The organism is Kitasatospora sp. NPDC101183, assembly GCF_044767945.1.
In the GTDB taxonomy this organism is placed as follows: Bacteria; Actinomycetota; Actinomycetes; order Streptomycetales; family Streptomycetaceae; genus Kitasatospora.
Genome location: NZ_JBIWOW010000017.1, coordinates 147,059 through 166,583 on the forward strand (window position 1 = coordinate 147,059; position 19,525 = coordinate 166,583).

Genomic DNA, 19,525 nt, shown 5'->3' on the forward strand with positions numbered 1-19,525 from the left:
GCGCCCTCCGACGGCCACCGCGGCGCCCCCGGCCGCGTTCCGGCTGGTCGCCCGGTTCGCCTACCATCACTGGTGACACGGCGTCCGCATCCGCGCCCGTTCCGGCGCGCCGCCGCCCGGTCGGTCCCGCGGCACCCGTGCCCCTCCGGCACACCCCCTGTGCACAGCACGACGGATCAGGAGACCCCGCATGATCGGCCTCGTTCTCGCAGCCGGCGCCGGCCGCCGGCTGCGCCCGTACACCGACACCCTGCCCAAGGCTCTGGTGCCGGTCGACGGCGAGCGGACCGTCCTGGACCTCACGCTGCGCAACTTCGCCGAGGTCGGCCTGCGCGAGGCCGCCATCGTCGTCGGCTACCGCAAGGAGGCCGTGTACGACCGCAAGGACGCCCTGGAGGAGAAGTACGGCGTCCGGCTCCACCTGGTCGAGAACGACAAGGCCGAGGAGTGGAACAACGCCTACTCCCTCTGGTGCGCCCGCGAGCTCTTCGCCGAGGGCCTGCTCCTCGCCAACGGCGACACCGTCCACCCCGCCTCCGTCCAGCGCACCATGCTGGAGGGCAACCGCGCCCTGGAGGAGGCCGGCCGCGCCCCCGGCATCCTGCTCGCCCTCGACACGGTGAAGAAGCTCGCCGACGAGGAGATGAAGGTCGTCGTCGACCCGGCCGAGGGCATGCGCCGCATCACCAAGCTGATGGACCCGTCCGAGGCCACCGGCGAGTACATCGGCGTCACCGTGATCAACCCCTCCGCCGCCGCCGACCTCACCGACGCGCTGCGCGCCACCTACGAGCGCGACCCGCAGCTGTACTACGAGGACGGCTACCAGGAGATGGTCAACCGGGGCCTGCGCATCGACGTGCAGCCCATCGGCGAGGTCTCCTGGGTCGAGGTCGACAACCACGACGACCTGGCGAAGGCGCGGGAGATCGCGTGCCGGTACTGACCCGACTCGTCCCGTCGCCGCTGTTCGTCGAGATCCGCCCGGGCGCCCTGGACGCGCTCGGCGGCATCCTGGCCGACCAGCGGCTGTCGGCCTCGGGCCGGATCGCGGTGGCGATCAGCAACGGCTCCGGCGCGGCCATGCGCCGCCGCCTGGAGCCGGCCCTGCCCGGGGCGGACTGGTACAACGTCGACGACGGCAGCCTCGACAGCGCCGTGAGCCTGGCCGAGGCGATGCGCGGCGGCCACTACGACGCGATGGTGGGCCTGGGCGGCGGCAAGATCATCGACGCCGCCAAGTACGCCGCCGCCCGCGTCGGCCTGCCGCTGGTCGCCGTCGCCACCAACCTGGCCCACGACGGCATCTGCTCGCCGGTGTCGACCCTCGACAACGACGCGGGCCGCGGCTCCTACGGGGTGCCCAGCCCGATCGGCATCGTCGTCGACCTCGACGTGATCCGCCAGGCGCCGCAGCGCTTCGTCGCGGCCGGCATAGGGGACGTCGTCTCCAACATCTCGGCCTGCGCGGACTGGGAGTTGTCACACGCCGTCACCGGCGAGCCGGTGGACGGACTGGCCGTGGCGATGGCCCGCTCGGCCGGCGAGAACCTCCTGCGCCACCCGGGGAGCACACAGGACCAGGACCTCCTGACGGCCCTGGCCGAAGCCCTGGTACTGTCCGGCATCGCGATGAACATCGCGGGCAGCACCCGGCCCTCGTCGGGGGCCTGCCACGAGATCTCGCATGCCCTGGACGTGCTGCACCCCAAGCGCTCCGCCCAGCACGGCGAACAGGTCGGCCTCGGCGCGGCGTTCGCCAGCTTCCTGCGGGGCGAGCGCGAGCTGTCCGGCCTGATCGTGGAACGCCTGGCGCGCCACGGCCTGCCGGTGACCGCAGCTCAAATCGGCTTCACCGATGCGGAGTTCACCGAAGCGGTGCACTACGCTCCGAACACCCGGCCGGGGCGCTTCACCATCCTGGAACACCTCGACCTCAGCCCCTCCGCGATCAGGGACGCGTACGCCGACTATGTCCAAGCCGTCAACAGCTGACCCCTCCACCGCGGGCGCCGCACCGCCCCCGGTCGACCTGACCCGCCGGCCCTCGATCGAGGAGCTGCGCGCGGTGATCCACCCGGAGGGCATGCTCCAGCGCCGCAGCGCCGAGCACTGGGCCGGGCGCCTCTACATGCGGAGGATCTCGCTGCGGATCACCCGCGTGCTCTCCACCATGACGGCGATCACGCCCAACGGCCTCACCTACCTGATGATGCTCACCGGCGTCCTGGCGGGTGCGGCCCTGGTCGTGCCGGGCATCGGCGGGGCCGTCCTGGGCGCCGTGCTGATCCAGGTCTACCTGCTGCTGGACTGCGTGGACGGCGAGGTGGCCCGCTGGCGCCGCCAGACCTCACTCACCGGCGTCTACCTCGACCGCGTCGGCCACTACATGTCCGAGGCGGCCCTGCTCACCGGCCTCGGCCTGCGCGCCACCGACCTGTTCCACCGCGAGGGCGCCGGCTCCCACTGGGAGTGGGCCTTCCTCGGCACCCTGGCCGCGCTCGGCGCGATCCTCATCAAGTCCGAGACGGACCTGGTGGACGTGGCCCGCGCCCGCAGCGGCATGACGGCCGTCGAGGACAGCGCCTCCGTGCCCCGCTCGGCCTCGGTGGCCAGGGCCCGGAAGGCGGCCGCCTTCCTCAAGTTCCACCGGCTGGTCGGCGCCGTCGAGGCGTCCCTGCTGATCCTGGCGGCCGGAGTCGCCGACGCCGTCCACGGCGGGCTGCTGTTCACCCGCCTCGCGGTCGTGGTCCTGGCGGCGATCGCCATGCTCCAGACCGTCCTGCACCTGCTGAGCATCGTCCTGTCCAGCAGGCTGCGATGAGCGCCCCCGCGACGGCGGACGCCTTCCGCCTCGGCGCCGTGATCATCACCATGGGCAACCGGCCCGCCGAGCTCAACGCCCTGATCGAGTCCGTCCGCGCCCAGGAGGGCCCGGCCGTCGAGCTGGCCGTCGTCGCCAACGGCGCCCCGCTGCCGCCGCTGCCCGAGGGCGTGCGCACCGTCGAGCTGCCCGAGAACCTCGGCATCCCCGGCGGGCGCAACGTCGGCATCGAGCTGTTCGGCCCCGACGGCCGCGACGTGGACGCCGTCCTCTTCCTGGACGACGACGGCCGCCTGCCGCGCACCGACTCGGCCCGCCTGCTGCGCGAGGCGTTCACCGGCGACCCGGAGCTGGGCATCGTCTCCTTCCGGATCGCCGACCCGGACACCGGCGCCACCCAGCGCCGCCACGTCCCCCGGCTGCGCGCCAGCGACCCGGCGCGCTCCTCCCGGGTGACGACCTTCCTGGGCGGCGCGAGCGCCGTGCGCTGCGCGGTGTTCGAGAACGCCGGCCAGCTGCCCGGCGAGTTCTTCTACGCCCACGAGGAGACCGACCTCGCCTGGCGCGCGCTGGACGCGGGCTGGGCCATCGACTACCGGGCGGACGTCGTCCTGCACCACCCGACGACCTCCCCCGCGCGGCACGCCACGTACTTCCACAACGTGGCCCGCAACAGGGTCTGGCTCGCCAGGCGGAACCTTCCGGCCCTGTTGGTGCCTCTCTATCTGGGAACCTGGTTCCTGCTGACCCTGGCCCGACGCCCCTCCGCGGAGGCGCTCAAGGCCTGGTGGGGCGGATTCCGGGCGGGCTGGCGCGAACCTTCGGGTCCGCGCAGGCCCATGCGATGGCGTACCGTTTGGCGACTGACCAGGCTGGGACGCCCTCCGATCATCTGATCGGGTTCGTGAGCGGAGGACCGCTCGCCCCGGCCGGCGGCCCCCCGTCGGCCGTTCTCTCCCGTGATCCCAGTGGATCTCCATCGGCGCAAGGCCGGCGGACCCCCGCCGACCGGCCGCCCCGACCGATCCCGCGTGAAGGACGAATGTGTCGACAGTGAGTGAACCCGTCAGCCTCTCAGCCCCCCGGGGGGCGGACGCGGGCCTGACCCCCAAGCAGCTTGCGGACAAGTACGGCCTGTCGGTGAGCGGCGCCCGGCCCGGCCTGTTCGCCTACACCAAGCAGCTCTGGGCCCGGCGCCACTTCATCTGGGCCTTCGCCACCGCCCGCCTGGTGGCCCAGTACACCGACGCCAAGCTCGGCCAGCTCTGGCAGGTCGTGACGCCGCTGCTCAACTGCGGCGTGTTCTACCTGGTGTTCGGCGTGATCCTGGCGAGCAAGCAGGGCTTCCCCGGCCACACCTACATCGCCTGGCTCTGCATCGGCGTCTTCGTCTTCCAGTTCACCCAGAACGCGGTGCAGTCCGGCACCCGCGCGATCTCCGACAACCTCGGCCTGATCCGGGCGCTGCACTTCCCGCGCGCCAGCCTGCCGATCGCCTTCACCGTCATCCAGCTCCAGCAGCTGCTCATCTCGATGGTGGTGCTCGTCGTCACCGTCCTGGGCGCCGGCATCACCCCGGGCAAGACCTGGCTGCTGATCATCCCGGCGCTGATCCTGCAGACGCTGTTCAACACCGGCGTCTCCCTGGTCTTCGCCCGCATCGGCGCCCGGACCAGCGACATCTCCCAGCTGATCCCGTTCGTGATGCGCGCCTGGATGTTCCTGTCCGGCGTGATGTTCAGCATCCAGGACAAGATCCACTCCTGGCCGCACTACCTCCAGACGATCATGGCCCTCAACCCGGCCTCGGTCTACATGGACCTCCTGCGCTACGCCTTCGCCCCGGTGATCTACGACAAGCACCAGGTGGCGCACCAGGCCCTCCCGCCGCACCAGTGGGCCTACGGCCTCGCGTGGGGCGTCGGGATGTTCATCGTCGGATACGTCTTCTTCTGGAAGGCTGAGGAGGAGTACGGCCGTGGCTGACACCGACCTGAGCAAGCGCGACGCCAACAAGGCCCCGGAGATCGCCCGCGAGCCCACCGTCGTCGTCGACGACGTGCACATCGTCTACCGGGTGCACGGGGCCGGCTCCGGCAAGGGCAGCGCCACCTCGGCGCTCAGCCGCATCATCAGCCGCAAGCGCTCCTCCGGCGTGCGCGAGGTGCACGCCGTGCGCGGCGTCAGCTTCACCGCCTACAAGGGCGAGGCGATCGGACTGATCGGCTCCAACGGCTCCGGCAAGTCGACCATGCTGGCCGCCATCGCCGGCCTGCTGCCCACCGAGAAGGGCGGCATCTACACCAACGGCCAGCCCTCGCTGCTGGGCGTCAACGCGGCGCTGATGAACGAGCTGACCGGCGAGCGCAACGTGATCCTCGGCTGCCTGGCCATGGGCATGTCCCCGGCCGAGGTCCGGGGCCGCTACGAGCAGATCGTCGAGTTCTCGGGCATCAACGACAAGGGCGACTTCATCTCCCTGCCGATGCGCACCTACTCCTCCGGCATGGGTGCCCGCCTGCGGTTCTCCATCGCCGCCGCCAAGACCCACGACGTGCTGCTGATCGACGAGGCCCTCGCCACCGGCGACCAGGCCTTCCAGCAGCGCAGCAAGCGGCGCATCGAGGAGCTGCGGCAGTCCGCCGGTACGGTCTTCCTGGTCAGCCACGACAACAACTCGATCCGCGAGGTCTGCGAGCGCACGATCTGGATCGAGCACGGCGAGCTGATCATGGACGGCCCGACCGACGAGGTCGTCGGCCGCTACGAGCGCGGCGAGCGCCCGTAAGCCCTCACAGCCCGTGACGAGGGGCCGGCCCGGAACGCTCCGGGCCGGCCCCTCGTCGTTCCTTCCGACGCCCCCTCCGGCGTCCCCCGGGTGGCCCGCCGCCGCGGGGGTGAGCGCCACTGTGCGCCGGGCGGGGCGCCCTTCCTGCCCGCAGGGCGCGGTGCGAGGCTGGTGTGTCGGACGTGACGTCCGCGCTCGGACGCGTGTGTGATTCGGACCGCTCGTACCGAGCGGTGTAGAACGGGGGAGTGACAGCAGTGTCGGCTTCGGCCCAGCCCAGTGAGACCCCGAGGAGCCCGTCGACGGGCCGGACCCTGGAGAAGGCGGGGGCCGAGAACTTCCCGGTCGCCCCGTTCTTCCTGCCCGCGGCCTGGCGCGACGACCTGATGGCGGTCTACGGCTTCGCCCGGCTGGTCGACGACTCGGGCGACGGCGACCTCGCCGACCCTGGCGCCACCGCCGCCCTGCTCGGGGCGTCCGAGCCGCCCGTCACCCCGTCGGCCCAGTCCGGCCCGCCGAGTGCCGAGGAGACCGCGTTCAGGCTCTCCCTGCTCGACGCCCTGGAGCGCGACCTCGACCGGGTGTTCGAGGCCGCCCTGCACCCCGGGGAGGCCGAACCGCCCCGCCACCCCCTGATGGCCCCCCTCGTCCCCGTCGTCGACCGCCACGGGCTCACCCCCGAGCCGTTCCGCCGTCTGATCGAGGCCAACCGGGTGGACCAGACCACCACCCGCTACGCCACCTACGAGGACCTGATCGGCTACTGCACCCTCTCCGCCGACCCGGTGGGCCGCCTCGTCCTGGCCCTCGCCGGGGTCACCACCCCCGAGCGCACCGCCCTGTCCGACGCGATCTGCAGCGCCCTCCAGATCGCCGAACACCTCCAGGACGTGGCGGAGGACCTCGCCCACGGCCGGATCTACCTGCCGCAGGAGGACCTGGAGCGCTTCGGCGTCTCCGAGGAGGACCTCGCCGCCCCCTCCGCGAACGGGGCGGTGCGGGAACTGATCGCCTTCGAGACCGAACGGGCCCGCACCCTGCTCGACCGGGGCGCACCATTGGTAGGTACGGTTCGGGGGAGGCTTCGACTGCTCCTCGCGGGATTCACCGCAGGCGGCTACGCGGCCCTGGCGGCCGTCGAGGGCGCCGGGTACGACGTGCTCGCCCGGCAGGCGAAGCCGGACAAGCGCCGCCTCGCAGCGAAGGCGGCGGCCATCTTCGCGAAGGGAAGGTGAACGCCCGAGTGGCGGCATCACCACTGGCGTCGGCCCAGGTCATGGCGGCATACCGGTACTGCGAGGCGGTGACCGGCCTGCAGGCGCGCAACTTCAGCTACGGCATCCGGCTGCTGCCCGAACCCAAGCGACTGGCCATGTCGGCCCTGTACGCGCTGGCCCGCCGGGTGGACGACATCGGCGACGGGGACCTTCCGGACGACCGCAAGGCCGAGGCGCTCCTGCGCACCCGGGAACTGGTGGACGACGTCCGCGCCGGGACGGTCGCCGAGGACGACACCGACCCGATCAAGGTCGCCCTGGCCGACACGGCCCGGCGCTTCCCCGTCCCGCTCGGCGGATTCGACGAGCTGATCGACGGCGTCGAGATGGACCTCAAGGGCGCCGAGTACCAGACGTACGAGGAGCTGAAGGTCTACTGCCGCTGCGTGGCGGGCGCCATCGGCCGCCTCTCGCTCGGCGTGTACGGCTGCGACGACCCCGAGCGCGGGGCCGGGTACGCCGACACCCTGGGCCTGGCCCTCCAGCTCACCAACATCCTGCGCGACCTGCGCGAGGACGCCCTCAACGGGCGCACCTACCTGCCCACCGAGGACCTCGTCCGGTTCGGCTGCGAGCAGGGCTTCTCCCTGTCCAAGCCGCCGGTCGGCGCGGACTTCACGGGCCTGGTCGCCTTCGAGGCCGCCCGCGCCCAGGCCGCCTTCGAGGAGGGCCTGCGGCTGCTGCCGATGCTCGACCGCCGCAGCCGCGCCTGCACCGCCGCGATGGCCGGGATCTACCACCGGCTGCTCGGCCGGATCGCCGCCGACCCCGAGTCGGTGCTGCGCGGCCGGGTCTCCCTGCCGGGCTGGGAGAAGGCGTACGTGGCGCTTTCCGGGCTCGCCGGGGGGCGTTCTTGATTCTCGGCGCACTTCTGTCACGCTGTGTCAGCGGGGAATCACATCGGCGCGGGCCGTTGTTCACCACGACGGCCGCGCCCACGCGCGTGCCGGCCAGGGCGACCGCCCGCGGGCGGTCCACCGACTTCGAGGGGGAGGACCGATGACCGGGCGAGCCGAGGCAGCGCGCCCGGCCGTCGTGGTCGTCGGCGGCGGCCTCGCGGGGATCACCGCGGCGCTGCGCCTGGCCGAGGCCGGCCGCAGGGTCACCCTCGTCGAGGGCCGGCCCCGGCTCGGCGGCCTCGCCTTCTCCTTCAAGCGCGGTGAGCTGACCGTCGACAACGGCCAGCACGTCTACCTGCGCTGCTGCACCGCCTACCGCGGGCTGCTGGAGCGCCTCGGCGCCGCCCGGCTCACCCGTCTGCAGGAACGGCTCGACGTCCCCGTCCTGTCGGTCTCCGGCCCCGAGGGCGCGCCCGTGCGCACCCTCGGCCGGCTGCGCCGGGCCGCCCTGCCCGTCCCGCTGCACCTGGCCGGCAGTCTCGCCCGCTACCCGCACCTGTCGCCCGCCGACCGGGCGCGGGTGGTGCGCGGGGCGCTCGCCCTCAAGGGCCTGGACCTGGACGACCCCGCGCTGGACGAGGTCTCCTTCGGCGACTGGCTGCGCCGCCACGGGCAGAACGCCGCCACCCTCGCCGCCCTGTGGGACCTCGTCGGCGTGGCCACCCTGAACGCCCGCGCCGACCAGGTGTCCCTGGCGCTGGCCGCGATGGTGTTCAAGACCGGCCTGCTCTCCGACCCGGGCGCCTCCGACATCGGCGTGGCCGCCGTCCCGCTCGGCGAGATCCACCACGACCGGGCGCTGGATGAGCTGGAGCGCGCCGGGGTGAAGGTGCTGCTGCGCGCCCGCGTGGCGGAGCTCAAGCCCGGCGCCCCCCAGCACGCCCTGCGCCTGGAGGACGGCGAGCTGCTCACGGCCGACACCGTCGTCCTCGCCGGGGCCCAGGACACGGCGGCCGACCTGCTGCCGCCGGGCGCCGTCCCCCGCCAGGAGCGGCTGGCCGACTTCGGCACCGCGCCGATCCTCAACGTGCACGCGGTCTACGACCGCACGCTGCTGAGGCAGCCGTTCTTCGCCGCCCTCGGCTCGCCCGTGCAGTGGGTCTTCGACCGCACCGCGCACTCGGGCCTGGCGGACACGGAGCTCGGCCGGGCCCACCCCGGCGCCCAGTACCTGGCGCTGTCCCAGTCGGCCGTCCAGGACGAGATCGACCTGCCGGTGGCCGAACTGCGCCGGCGCTACCTGCCGGAGATCGCCCGGCTGCTGCCGGCCGCCGCCGGGGCCGAGGTGCTGGACTTCTTCGTCACCCGCGAGCGCACGGCCACCTTCGACCCGGCCCCCGGCACCGCGGCCCTGCGCCCCGGCGCCCGCACCGCCGTGCCCGGCCTGCTGCTCGCCGGCGCGTGGACGGCCACGCGCTGGCCAGCGACGATGGAGGGCGCGGTGCGCAGCGGCCACGCCGCTGCCGACGCGGCGCTCGCCGCCGGGGAGCGGGTGCCCGTGGACGGCGGCGACGGGCGGTGGCCCCGGTGACGGCGGGCCCCCCGGCCGGGGACCCCGCCAGAGCCCGAGGGCCCCGTACCGGCGGCCACCCGGGCCGGACCGGCCGCACCGGCGCCACCGGCGCCGTCCGGCCCGACACGATCACGATCCGCACCGACACCAGCCGCGCCGACGACGCCGGCATCCGGCCGCCCGGGGCGGCTCGGCAGGACGAGGGAGAGGGAACGCACGTGGAGTCTCGTACCGGTTTCGCCGCCTCAGGCACGGCGCACGCCGAACCGGTCTCCGTGCCGGAGCTGCTCGCCCGCAGCCGTACGCTGTGCGGCCCGCTGCTGCGCGGCTCGGTCGCCCGTTTGGCCGCACCGATGGACACCGTCGCGGCGTACCACTTCGGCTGGATCGACCGGGACGGCACGCCGGTGGAGGGCGACGGCGGCAAGGCCGTGCGCCCGGCGCTGGCGCTGCTGTCCGCCCGGGCCGCCGGGGCGAAGGCCGAGGCGGGGGTCCCCGGGGGCGTCGCCATTGAACTGGTGCACAACTTTTCCCTGCTCCATGATGATCTGATGGACGGTGACGAGACCCGCCGGCACCGGGCCACCGCCTGGACGGTCTTCGGCCCGGCCCAGGCGATCCTGGTCGGCGACGCCCTGGCGACGCTCGGCACGGAGGTGCTGCTCGACGCCGGGGAGACCGGCGGCGCCAGCCCCGCCGACGCCGCGCGCGCCGTACGGCTGCTCACCACGGCCACCCGCCGTCTGATCGACGGCCAGGCCAGGGACGTCTCCTTCGAACAGCGCGACAGCGTCACCGTCGCCGAGTGCCTGGAGATGGAGGGCGGCAAGACGGCGGCCCTGCTGGCCGCCGCCTCGGCGATCGGCGCCGTCCTGGCCGGGGCCGACGACGAGGTCTCCGACGCGCTCCAGCGCTACGGCCACCACCTGGGCCTGGCCTTCCAGGCGGTGGACGACCTGCTCGGGATCTGGGGCGCCACCGAGGTCACCGGCAAGCCGCACTGGGGCGACCTGCGCCAGCGCAAGAAGTCCCTGCCGGTGGCCGCCGCGTTGGCCGAGGGCGGTGCGGCCTCGCGCCGCCTCGCCGAGGAACTGGCCGACCCGGAGGGCCGCGGCGAGGAGAGCGAGCCGCAGCTCGCCGCCCGGGCCGCCCTGATCGAGGAGGCCGGAGGCCGGTCCTGGACCCAGGAGGAGGCCCGCCGCCAGCACACGACTGCCCTCGCCGCCCTGGACGAGGTGCCCATGACCGACGAGGTGCGCGAGCACTTCGTCGCACTCGCCGAATTCGTGGTGGTACGAGAGAGGTGACGTTACGTTGACAGCAACCGCGGACGGCCGGCTCGACCCTGAGTACGATTCCGAGCCGGTCGCGGTGGGCGACCGCCCTGCGGCCCTGCTGGGCGCGGGGCGGTGGCAGCCCGAAGACCCCGGCCCGCAGGCGCGGCCGGCCGACGCACGCGAGGCACTGACCCGAGCCACCACCCACCTGCTCGCCCTGCAGTCCCCCGAGGGCTGGTGGAAGGGCGACCTCGAGACCAACGTCACGATGGACGCCGAGGACTTACTGCTCAGGCAGTTCCTCGGCATCCGCACCGAGGAGCAGACCGCCGCCACCGCCGAGTGGATCCGCTCCCGGCAGCGGGAGGACGGCACCTGGGCCACCTTCCACGGCGGCCCGGCCGAACTGTCCACCACCGTCGAGGCGTACGTCGCCCTGAAACTCGCCGGGGACGACCCGAACGCCCCGCACATGCTGGCCGCCGCCCGCCACGTCCGCGCCGCCGGCGGCATCGCGGCCGCCCGGGTGTTCACCCGGATCTGGCTGGCGCTGTTCGGCTGGTGGCCCTGGGAGCGGCTGCCCGAGATCCCGCCCGAGATCATCTTCCTGCCCAAGTGGCTGCCGCTGAACATCTACGCCTTCGGCTGCTGGGCCCGCCAGACCATCGTCCCGCTGACGATCGTCTCCTCCCACCGGCCCGTGCGCCCCGCCCCCTTCTCCCTGGCCGAGCTGCACACCGACCCGGCCGACCCCTACCCGACCCGGCCGCTCGCCCCCGCCGCCAGCTGGGACGGCCTCTTCGAGCGCCTGGACAAGGTGCTGCACGCCTACCACCACCGGGCCTTCGGCCCGCTGCGCCGCCTGGCCGTGGCCCAGGCCCGCCGCTGGATCGTCGAGCGGCAGGAGGCGGACGGCTGCTGGGGCGGCATCCAGCCGCCGGCCGTCTACTCGCTGATCGCCCTGCACCTGGAGGGCTACGAGCTGGACCACCCGGTGATGAAGGCCGGGCTCTCCTCCTTCGACCGCTTCACCGTGCACACCGAGGACGGCATGCGCTGGATGGAGGCCTGCCAGTCCCCGGTCTGGGACACCTGCCTGGCCACCATCGCCCTGGTCGACGCGGGCCTGCCGGCCGACCACCCGGCGCTGGTCGCGGCGGCCGACTGGATGCTGGACGAGGAGATCACCTCCCGCGGCGACTGGTCCGTCCAGCGGCCCGGGCTGCCCGCGGGCGGATGGGCCTTCGAGTTCGAGAACGACACCTACCCCGACATCGACGACACCGCCGAGGTGGTGCTCGCCCTGCGCCGCGTCGGCCACCCCGACCCGGCCCGGCTGGACGCGGCCGTGGACCGCGCGGTGCTGTGGAACCTCGGGATGCAGTCCAAGAACGGCGCCTGGGGCGCCTTCGACGTCGACAACACCAGCAAGCTGCCCAACCGGCTGCCGTTCTGCGACTTCGGCGAGGTCGTCGACCCGCCCTCCGCCGACGTCACCGCCCACGTGGTGGAGATGCTCGCCGAGACGGGCCTGGCCGCCGACCGCCGCACCCGGCGCGGCATCGAGTGGCTGCTGCGCAACCAGGAGGCGGACGGCTCCTGGTTCGGCCGCTGGGGCACCAACTACATCTACGGGACGGGCTCGGTCCTGCCCGCCCTCGCCGCGGCCGGGGTCCCGGACGAGCACCCGGCCGTGCGCCGGGCCGTGCGCTGGCTGGAGGACAGACAGAACGCGGACGGCGGCTGGGGCGAGGACATGCGCTCCTACGAGGACCCGGCGCGCTGGGCCGGGCGCGGGGACTCCACCGCCTCGCAGACCGCCTGGGCGCTGATGGCGCTGCTCGCCGCCGGCGAGGGCCCCGGCGGGCGGGCCAACCCGGCCGTGGAGCGCGGCGTGGCCTGGCTGGTGCGCACCCAGCTGCCCGAAGGCACCTGGGACGAACCGCAGTTCACCGGCACCGGGTTCCCCTGGGACTTCTCCATCAACTACCACCTGTACCGGCTGGTCTTCCCGGTCACGGCGCTCGGCCGCTACCTGAGCGCGGCCGAGGCCCCGGCGATCGGGGCGTCACGGTGACGACCGCGCCCCTGCTGGTGCTCTGCGCGCTGGGCCCCGAGGCCTGGGCCCTGCGCGGCGGGGACTGGCGGGGCGCGGCCGGCGGGCCGCCGGTGCTGGTGCGCACCGGCGTCGGCCGGCGCCGGGCCGCGCTGACGGTGCGCCGCCTGCTGGGCTCGGCGCCCACCGGGTACGGGGCCGTGGTCGTGGCCGGTTTCGGCGCGGCCGTCGGCCCGGGCGTCCTGCCGGGGGACGTGGTCGTCGCGGACGGCGTGCGCGACGCGGAGGGCCACCTGTACCCCGTCGACTCCGGCCCGGAGCTGACCCGCTCGCTCAAGGAGTGCGGGCTCAGCGCCCACACCGGGGTGCACCACACCGCCGACCACGTGGTGCGCGGCCTGGAGCGCCGGGCGCTGCACGTCCAGGGCGCGACGGCCGTGGACATGGAGGCAGCCGGTGTCCTGGCCGCGCTGCGCGAGGTGCGCCCGGCGCTGCCGACGGCCGTGCTGCGGGTGGTGGTGGACACCCCCGAGCACGAACTGCTGCGGCCCGGCACCCTCCCGGCCGGGGTGCGCGCCTGGCGGACCCTGCGGGCGACCGTCCCCGCGCTCGTCGACTGGTACCGGCCCGATCCCGGGCCCGGCCCCGTGAACCCGAACCACCCCACATCCTCGACGCTCACCCAGGAGGCGAGCTAGCCATGGCCATGCCGTTGCGCCAGACCGTGCGGGTCGGCACCTACCTCATGCAGCAGAAGCTGCTCAAGCGGCGCGACAAGTTCCCGCTGATCGTCGAGCTGGAGCCGCTGTTCGCCTGCAACCTCGCCTGCGAGGGGTGCGGCAAGATCCAGCACCCGGCGGGCGTGCTCAAGCAGCGCATGCCCGTGGCCCAGGCCGTGGGCGCCGTCCTGGAGTCGGGGGCGCCGATGGTCTCCATCGCCGGCGGCGAGCCGCTGATGCACCCCCAGATCGACGAGATCGTGCGCCAGCTCGTCGAGCGCCGCAAGTACGTCTTCCTCTGCACCAACGCGATGCTGCTGCGCAAGAAGATCGACAAGTTCAAGCCGTCCCCGTACTTCACCTTCGCCGTGCACATCGACGGGCTGCGCGAGCGGCACGACGAGTCGGTGGCCAAGGAGGGCGTCTTCGACGAGGCGGTGGCCGCGATCAAGGAGGCCAAGCGGCGCGGCTTCCGGGTCACCACCAACAGCACCTTCTTCAACACCGACACCCCGCAGACCGTCGTGGAGGTGCTGGACTTCCTCAACGACGAGCTCAAGGTCGACGAGATGATGATCTCCCCGGCCTACGCCTACGAGAAGGCCCCCGACCAGGAGCACTTCCTCGGCGTCGAGCAGACCAGGGACCTGTTCCGCAAGGCCTTCGCCGGAGGCAACCGGCGGCGCTGGCGGCTCAACCACAGCCCGCTGTTCCTCGACTTCCTCGAGGGCAAGAAGGACTTCGAGTGCACCCCCTGGGGCATCCCCAACTACTCGCTGTTCGGCTGGCAGCGCCCCTGCTACCTGATGGCGGACGGCTACGTGCCCACCTACCGCGAGCTGGTGGAGGACACCGACTGGAGCAAGTACGGCCGCGGCAAGGACCCGCGCTGCGCCAACTGCATGGCGCACTGCGGGTACGAGCCCACCGCCGTCCTCGCCACCATGGGCTCGCTGCGCGAGTCGCTGCGCGCGATCACCGAAACGGTGAACGCGGGCAAAGGCCGCTGACACCCCGTCGGGCCCCGCCCCCGCCCCGGGGGGCGGGGCCCCGGCACCACCGCACCACCGAGCGTCGTGAGGTGTACCCATGTCACTGCTCTCCCGCGTCACCTCCCCGGCCGAGCTGCGACGGCTCCCGGCAGCCGAACTCCCGCTGCTGGCCGAGGAGATCCGCGACTTCCTGATCGACGCCGTCACCCGCACCGGCGGCCACCTGGGGCCCAACCTCGGCGTGGTGGAGCTCACCATCGCCCTGCACCGGGTCTTCGACTCGCCCCGCGACCGGATCGTCTTCGACACCGGCCACCAGAGCTACGTCCACAAACTCCTCACCGGGAGACAGGACTTCACCCGGCTGAGGATGAAGGGCGGCCTGTCCGGATACCCCTCCCGGGCCGAGTCCGAGCACGACCTCGTCGAGAACTCCCACGCCTCCACCGCGCTCTCCTACGCCGACGGCCTGGCCAAGGCCGCCCAGCTGCGCGGGGAGCACGACCGCCACACCGTGGCCGTGATCGGCGACGGTGCGCTGACCGGCGGGCTCGCCTGGGAGGCGCTCAACAACATCGCCGAGGCCGACCGCCCGCTGGTCATCGTCGTCAACGACAACGAGCGCTCCTACGCGCGGACCGTCGGCGGCCTCGCCCACCACCTCGCCACCCTGCGCACCACCCGGGGCTACGAGCGCTTCCTCGCCCTCGGCAAGGAGGCGCTGCAGCGCACCCCGCTCGTCGGCCAGCCGATCTTCGACGCGCTGCACGGCGCCAAGAAGGGCTTCAAGGACGCCTTCGCCCCGCAGGGCATGTTCGAGGACCTGGGCCTGAAGTACCTCGGGCCCATCGACGGGCACGACCTGGGCGCCGTCGAGCTGGCGCTGCGGCAGGCCAGGGGCTTCGGCGGGCCCGTCATCGTGCACTGCCTGACCGTCAAGGGGCGCGGCTACCGGCCGGCCGAGCAGGACGAGGCGGACCGCTTCCACGCCGTCAACCCGATCGACCCCTACACCTGCCTGCCGATCTCGCCCAGCGCCGGGGTCTCCTGGACCTCCGTCTTCGGGGAGGAACTGCTCGCGCTCGGCTCCGAGCGCGGCGACCTGGTGGCGATCACCGCCGCCATGCTCCAGCCGGTGGGGCTCGCGCCCTTCGCCAAGGCGTACCCGGAGCGGACCTTCGACGTCGGGATCGCCGAGCAGCACGCCGTCACCAGCGCGGCGGGCCTGGCCACCGGCGGGCTGCACCCGGTGGTCGCGGTGTACGCCACCTTCCTCAACCGGGCCTTCGACCAGGTGCTGATGGACGTGGCCCTGCACCGGCTCGGCGTCACCTTCGTCCTGGACCGGGCCGGGGTGACCGGGCCCGACGGCGCCTCGCACCACGGCATGTGGGACCTGTCCGTCCTCCAGGTCGTGCCGGGCCTGCGCCTGGCGGCCCCGCGCGACGCCGAGCAGCTGCGCGCCCAGCTGCGCGAGGCCGTCGCCGTGGACGACGCGCCGACGGTGATCCGCTTCCCCAAGGGCGTCGTCGGGCCGTCCGTCGCGGCCGTCGACCGGATCGGCGGGGTGGACGTGCTGCTGCGCACCGGGCGGGAGCCGGAGATCCTGCTGGTCGCCGTCGGCACCACCGCGCCCGCCTGCCTGGACGCGGCACGGCTGCTGCTCGCCGAGGGCTTCACCGCCACCGTCGTCGACCCGCGCTGGGTCAAGCCGGTGGACCCGGCGCTGCTCGAACTGGCCGGCGCCCACCGGCTGGTGGTCACCGTCGAGGACAACGGCCGTACGGGCGGGGTCGGTTCGGCCGTCGCGCAGGCGCTGCGCGACGCGGACCTGGACGTGCCGGTGCGGGTGCTCGGGCTGCCGCAGGAGTTCCACGGCCACGCCTCGCGCGGGGAGATCCTGGAGGAGGCCGGGCTGACCGGCACCGGGGTCGCGGCCCAGAGCGCCGTCTTCGCCAAGAACCTGCTGCCGACCCGAGGAGCGAACCCGCGCCATGCCGGCTGACCCCGCCCCCGACCGTCCCGCCTCCGCTCGTCCGGGAATCGACATCGCCGCGCTGCTCGCCGAACGCGGCGGCGAGCGCTACGAGTTGAACAGCCGCTACCTCAACCCGCAGCTGTCGCGGATGCTGCACACCATCGGCTTCGACAAGTTCTACGAGCGCGCCGAGGGCCCGTACTTCTACGACGCCGAGGGCCACGAGTACCTCGACATGCTGGCCGGGTTCGGGATCTTCGCGCTCGGCCGCCACCACCCCGCGGTGCGCTCGGCCGTCCAGCAGGTGATGGACCTCGACCTGCCGGACCTCGTGCGCTTCGACTGCTCGCCGCTGGCCGGGCTGCTGGCCGAGCGGCTGCTCTCGTACACGCCGGGGCTGGACCGGGTGTTCTTCGGCAACAGCGGCACCGAGGCCGTGGAGACGGCGCTCAAGTTCGCCCGCTACGCCACCGGCCGAAAGCGCGTCCTGTACGCCGACCACGCCTTCCACGGGCTGACCACCGGCTCGCTGTCCGTCAACGGGGAGAACGGCTTCCGCAAGGGCTTCGACCCGCTGCTGCCGGACACCGCCATCCCGCTGGGCGACATCGGGGCGCTGGCCAAGGAGCTGAAGCGCGGGGACGTCGCCGCCCTGATCGTCGAGCCGATCCAGGGCAAGGGCGTGCTCGCGCCGCCGCCGGGCTGGCTGCGGGCCGCGCAGGCGCTGCTGCACGAGCACCGGGCGCTGCTGATCTGCGACGAGGTGCAGACCGGGATCGGGCGCACCGGCGAGTTCTTCGCCTACCAGCACGAGGACGGGGTGCTGCCCGACCTGGTGTGCGCGGCCAAGGCGCTCTCCGGCGGGTACGTGCCGATCGGGGCGACGCTCGGCAAGAGCTGGATCTTCGAGAAGGTGTACTCCTCGATGGACCGGGTGCTGGTGCACTCGACCAGCTTCGGCTCCAACAACCAGGCCATGGCGGCCGGTCTGGCGACCCTGGCCGTGATGGAGGACGAGCGGGTCGTGGACAACGCCCGCAAGGTGGGCGACCAGTTCCGGGAGCGGCTGGCCGCGCTCACGGACCGGTACGAGATGCTGGCCGAGGTGCGCGGGCGCGGGTTGATGATCGGCATCGAGTTCGGCCGGCCGAAGTCCCTGAAGCTGCGCACCGGGTGGACGGCCCTGCAGGCGGCGCGCAAGGGGCTGTTCGCGCAGATGGTCGTGGTGCCGTTGCTCCAGCGCCACCGCATCCTGACCCAGGTGTCGGGGGACCACCTGGAGGTGATCAAGCTGATCCCGCCGCTGATCATCACCGAACGGGACGTGGACCGCTTCGTGGACGCGTTCACCGACGTCATGGACGACGCCCACCGGGGCGGCGGGCTGATGTGGGACTTCGGGCGGACGCTGGTGAAGCAGGCGGTGGGCAACCGCTGAGGCCGTACGGGGCGGGAGGCTCGGCTCCCGCCCCTCGGAGGCACCGCGTCAGAGTTCGGTGCGGCGGCGCCGGACCACCACCGCGAGGTCGACCGCCGCGAAGACCGTCAGCAGGCCGCAGGCCACCGCGAAGCCGGTCAGGGTGCCCCGGCTCGGCGCGCCGTAGGCGGGGGAGGCGGCCGCCCAGAGCGCGAAGCCGAGGGTGGCGAGGGCGAACAGCGGGGTGAAGACGAGCGAGAGCAGGTAGCGGAGCTTGAGGTCGCTGCGGGCGGTGGACGGCTCGGTGCCGCTGCGCCAGCGCCTCGGGGTGGTGGTGCGCATGGCCTGGCACCTCCGGCCTCGCGGGTGGGGGCTACGATTCCAGCGTACGTCCGAGGAACGGGCCGGGGAGGCGCGGTGGATGCGGAGCGGTACGTGGGGATGACGGTCGAGCGGGCCCGGGAGGCGGCCGGCCGGGACGGCTGGGCGCTGGTGCGGGAGCTGGACCCCGAGGCGCGGATCACCATGGAGTACCGGGAGGGGCGGCTCAACCTGACCGTGCGCGGGGGCGTGGTCGAGCGGGCCTGGGAGGGCTAGGGCGTGTCTTTCGGATCACGCCAGGCGGACGCCGCCGGGGCACGCACCTCGCCGGCTTCTCGTCAGTCGCCGATGCTCCGCATGGACTCCCTCCTCGGCGCCGCCGATGCACGCACCCCAACGACGCCCGCTGATCCGACGTGATCCAAAAGACACGCCCTAGCGGGGCTATCTGCCGAAGCGGTGGGAGAGCCGCAGTTCGGCGGCGGTGACCAGGGGCTCGAGCAGCGGCAGGGAGAGCAGCACCAGGGCTCCGGCGGCCCAGCCCGCGAGCACGTCGGTGACCCAGTGGGTGCCGAGGTAGACGGTGGTCAGGCCGATCGAGCAGGCGGTGGCGGCGGCGATCACCGCGCCGGTGCGCCGCCAGCGGCCGGCCAGGTAGGCGAGCACGCCCCAGGTGACCACGGCGTTGGCGGTGTGGCCGGAGGGGAAGATGGTGCCGCCGGAGAACAGTTCGGGCGAGCCCACGTACTGGGCGTAGTGGGGGCCGAGGCGGCCGGTGACGATCTTGACCGAGCCGACGGTGACGTTGAGCAGCAGCAGGGCGACTCCCATGACCAGCAGGGGGCGCAGCCGGCCGATCCGGTGGGCGCGCCAGGTCAGCCAGGCGAAGGCGGCGATCGCGGAGGGGCCGCGCTGGCCGGCGACCACCCAGGTGTCGAGCAGCGGCTCCAGGCGGGGCCAGCGCTGGTAGGGGCGCAGCAGGCGCACCGACCAGTCGAGGTCGACCAGGGAGGTGTTGAGCACCACGCCCGCCATCACCAGCAGGTAGACCGCGCAGGTGGCGGCGAGCAGGGCCGCCTGGCGGCGGCTCAGCGGCGGCCAGGCGGGCTCGCGGCCCGGGGGCCGGCCGGGGTCGGGCGCCGGGCGGGCGGGGCCGCCGGGGCGGGTGGCGGTGCGGGGTCCGGGCCCCTTCGGGGGAAACGGGGCGGGGGTAATTCTGGCGTGCACGGGGGTGACCTTACCCAGGCGGGCGGGGCCATTTCGGAGGGAATTGTCATTTTCCCGGGAAATCGACAATCGGCCTGCTCGGGGTGGAGCCCGGGGAGTGATTTCCCGGTTTTCGGGATCGAATACCAGTGTCCCCTTCGAATGGTCATGCAAAAGCCCCGGTAAAGAAAACGGAGCGGGAGGCCGGTGCGGCCGGCTCCCCACTCCGTGGTCACCCTGTGTAGGTTCCGTGCTCAG

Annotated in this window: 18 protein-coding genes; 16 read left to right on the top strand and 2 right to left on the bottom strand. The window is 73.4% G+C overall.

Annotated elements, in window-relative coordinates; all coding sequences use genetic code 11:
- Positions 1-190 precede the first annotated feature (190 nt).
- The 15 genes from ACIRRS_RS24475 (at position 191) to ACIRRS_RS24545 (ending at position 17,761) form a co-directional block, all read left to right on the top strand.
- Entirely contained in the window at positions 191-946 is a 756-nt protein-coding gene (locus ACIRRS_RS24475) for a sugar phosphate nucleotidyltransferase (protein WP_402974454.1), read from the top strand.
- On the top strand, positions 934-1,995 hold the full coding sequence (locus ACIRRS_RS24480; RefSeq protein WP_402974456.1) for an iron-containing alcohol dehydrogenase family protein: 1,062 nt from the start codon (positions 934-936) through the stop codon (positions 1,993-1,995). The genes ACIRRS_RS24475 and ACIRRS_RS24480 overlap by 13 nt, the downstream gene beginning before the upstream one ends.
- Before the next feature lie 91 nt (positions 1,996-2,086).
- A complete protein-coding gene (locus ACIRRS_RS24485) occupies positions 2,087-2,824 on the top strand; it encodes a CDP-alcohol phosphatidyltransferase family protein (protein ID WP_402974621.1) in 738 nt (245 codons plus the stop codon).
- Positions 2,821-3,720 carry a glycosyltransferase family 2 protein gene (locus tag ACIRRS_RS24490; RefSeq protein ID WP_402974459.1) on the top strand — a complete coding sequence of 300 codons (900 nt, stop codon included), beginning with the start codon at positions 2,821-2,823 and terminating at the stop codon, positions 3,718-3,720. Before ACIRRS_RS24485 ends, ACIRRS_RS24490 begins: the two co-directional genes overlap by 4 nt.
- Before the next feature lie 148 nt (positions 3,721-3,868).
- On the top strand, positions 3,869-4,810 hold the full coding sequence (locus ACIRRS_RS24495; protein WP_402974462.1) for an ABC transporter permease: 942 nt from the start codon (positions 3,869-3,871) through the stop codon (positions 4,808-4,810).
- Positions 4,803-5,612 (top strand): ABC transporter ATP-binding protein, encoded by an 810-nt coding sequence (locus ACIRRS_RS24500; RefSeq protein ID WP_402974464.1) that lies wholly within the window; start codon positions 4,803-4,805, stop codon positions 5,610-5,612. Before ACIRRS_RS24495 ends, ACIRRS_RS24500 begins: the two co-directional genes overlap by 8 nt.
- Positions 5,613-5,869: 257 nt before the next feature.
- Positions 5,870-6,847 carry a squalene synthase HpnC gene (hpnC, locus tag ACIRRS_RS24505; protein ID WP_402974623.1) on the top strand — a complete coding sequence of 326 codons (978 nt, stop codon included), beginning with the start codon at positions 5,870-5,872 and terminating at the stop codon, positions 6,845-6,847.
- Positions 6,848-6,888: 41 nt separating this feature from the next.
- Complete coding sequence (gene hpnD / locus ACIRRS_RS24510; protein ID WP_402974626.1) at positions 6,889-7,746, top strand: presqualene diphosphate synthase HpnD; 858 nt, start codon at positions 6,889-6,891, stop codon at positions 7,744-7,746.
- 142 nt (positions 7,747-7,888) lie between these two features.
- The gene (gene hpnE / locus ACIRRS_RS24515; protein WP_402974465.1) at positions 7,889-9,319 is read left to right on the top strand and encodes a hydroxysqualene dehydroxylase HpnE; all 1,431 of its coding nucleotides are present in this window, start codon (positions 7,889-7,891) and stop codon (positions 9,317-9,319) included.
- A 200-nt stretch (positions 9,320-9,519) separates the two neighbouring features.
- Positions 9,520-10,608, top strand: a complete 1,089-nt coding sequence (locus ACIRRS_RS24520; protein WP_402974468.1) for a polyprenyl synthetase family protein — start codon at positions 9,520-9,522, stop codon at positions 10,606-10,608.
- Between the two features lie 7 nt (positions 10,609-10,615).
- Positions 10,616-12,655 (top strand): squalene--hopene cyclase, encoded by a 2,040-nt coding sequence (gene shc / locus ACIRRS_RS24525; RefSeq protein WP_402974471.1) that lies wholly within the window; start codon positions 10,616-10,618, stop codon positions 12,653-12,655.
- On the top strand, positions 12,652-13,332 hold the full coding sequence (locus ACIRRS_RS24530; RefSeq protein ID WP_402974474.1) for a 1-hydroxy-2-methyl-2-butenyl 4-diphosphate reductase: 681 nt from the start codon (positions 12,652-12,654) through the stop codon (positions 13,330-13,332). The genes shc and ACIRRS_RS24530 overlap by 4 nt, the downstream gene beginning before the upstream one ends.
- Positions 13,333-13,334: 2 nt before the next feature.
- A complete protein-coding gene (gene hpnH / locus ACIRRS_RS24535) occupies positions 13,335-14,363 on the top strand; it encodes an adenosyl-hopene transferase HpnH (protein WP_402974477.1) in 1,029 nt (342 codons plus the stop codon).
- A gap of 79 nt (positions 14,364-14,442) precedes the next feature.
- Complete coding sequence (gene dxs / locus ACIRRS_RS24540) at positions 14,443-16,350, top strand: 1-deoxy-D-xylulose-5-phosphate synthase (RefSeq protein WP_402974480.1); 1,908 nt, start codon at positions 14,443-14,445, stop codon at positions 16,348-16,350.
- The gene (locus tag ACIRRS_RS24545) at positions 16,340-17,761 is read left to right on the top strand and encodes an aspartate aminotransferase family protein (RefSeq protein WP_402974483.1); all 1,422 of its coding nucleotides are present in this window, start codon (positions 16,340-16,342) and stop codon (positions 17,759-17,761) included. Before dxs ends, ACIRRS_RS24545 begins: the two co-directional genes overlap by 11 nt.
- Positions 17,762-17,809: 48 nt before the next feature.
- On the opposite strand, the gene ACIRRS_RS24550 is transcribed toward ACIRRS_RS24545, so the two are convergent.
- Complete coding sequence (locus ACIRRS_RS24550) at positions 17,810-18,082, bottom strand: DUF6343 family protein (protein WP_402974486.1); 273 nt, start codon at positions 18,080-18,082, stop codon at positions 17,810-17,812.
- A 75-nt stretch (positions 18,083-18,157) separates the two neighbouring features.
- On the opposite strand from ACIRRS_RS24550, the gene ACIRRS_RS24555 reads away from it, so the two are divergent.
- Positions 18,158-18,337, top strand: coding sequence for a proteinase inhibitor I78 (locus tag ACIRRS_RS24555; RefSeq protein ID WP_402974489.1), 180 nt, complete (start codon positions 18,158-18,160; stop codon positions 18,335-18,337).
- 168 nt (positions 18,338-18,505) lie between these two features.
- On the opposite strand, the gene ACIRRS_RS24560 is transcribed toward ACIRRS_RS24555, so the two are convergent.
- Positions 18,506-19,288 (bottom strand): phosphatase PAP2 family protein, encoded by a 783-nt coding sequence (locus ACIRRS_RS24560; RefSeq protein ID WP_402974492.1) that lies wholly within the window; start codon positions 19,286-19,288, stop codon positions 18,506-18,508.
- Between the last annotated feature and the right edge of the window lie 237 nt (positions 19,289-19,525).

Bases quoted from the DNA above. Each gene is read 5' to 3' on its own strand.
- ACIRRS_RS24475 (WP_402974454.1), top strand. From the start codon at position 191: ATGATCGGCCTCGTTCTCGCAGCCGGCGCCGGCCGCCGGCTGCGCCCG.
- ACIRRS_RS24485 (WP_402974621.1), top strand. From the start codon at position 2,087: ATGCTCCAGCGCCGCAGCGCCGAGCACTGGGCCGGGCGCCTCTACATG.
- ACIRRS_RS24490 (WP_402974459.1), top strand. From the start codon at position 2,821: ATGAGCGCCCCCGCGACGGCGGACGCCTTCCGCCTCGGCGCCGTGATC.
- hpnD (WP_402974626.1), top strand. From the start codon at position 6,889: ATGGCGGCATACCGGTACTGCGAGGCGGTGACCGGCCTGCAGGCGCGC.
- hpnE (WP_402974465.1), top strand. From the start codon at position 7,889: ATGACCGGGCGAGCCGAGGCAGCGCGCCCGGCCGTCGTGGTCGTCGGC.
- hpnH (WP_402974477.1), top strand. From the start codon at position 13,335: ATGGCCATGCCGTTGCGCCAGACCGTGCGGGTCGGCACCTACCTCATG.
- dxs (WP_402974480.1), top strand. From the start codon at position 14,443: ATGTCACTGCTCTCCCGCGTCACCTCCCCGGCCGAGCTGCGACGGCTC.
- ACIRRS_RS24545 (WP_402974483.1), top strand. From the start codon at position 16,340: ATGCCGGCTGACCCCGCCCCCGACCGTCCCGCCTCCGCTCGTCCGGGA.
- ACIRRS_RS24550 (WP_402974486.1), bottom strand. From the start codon at position 18,082: ATGCGCACCACCACCCCGAGGCGCTGGCGCAGCGGCACCGAGCCGTCC.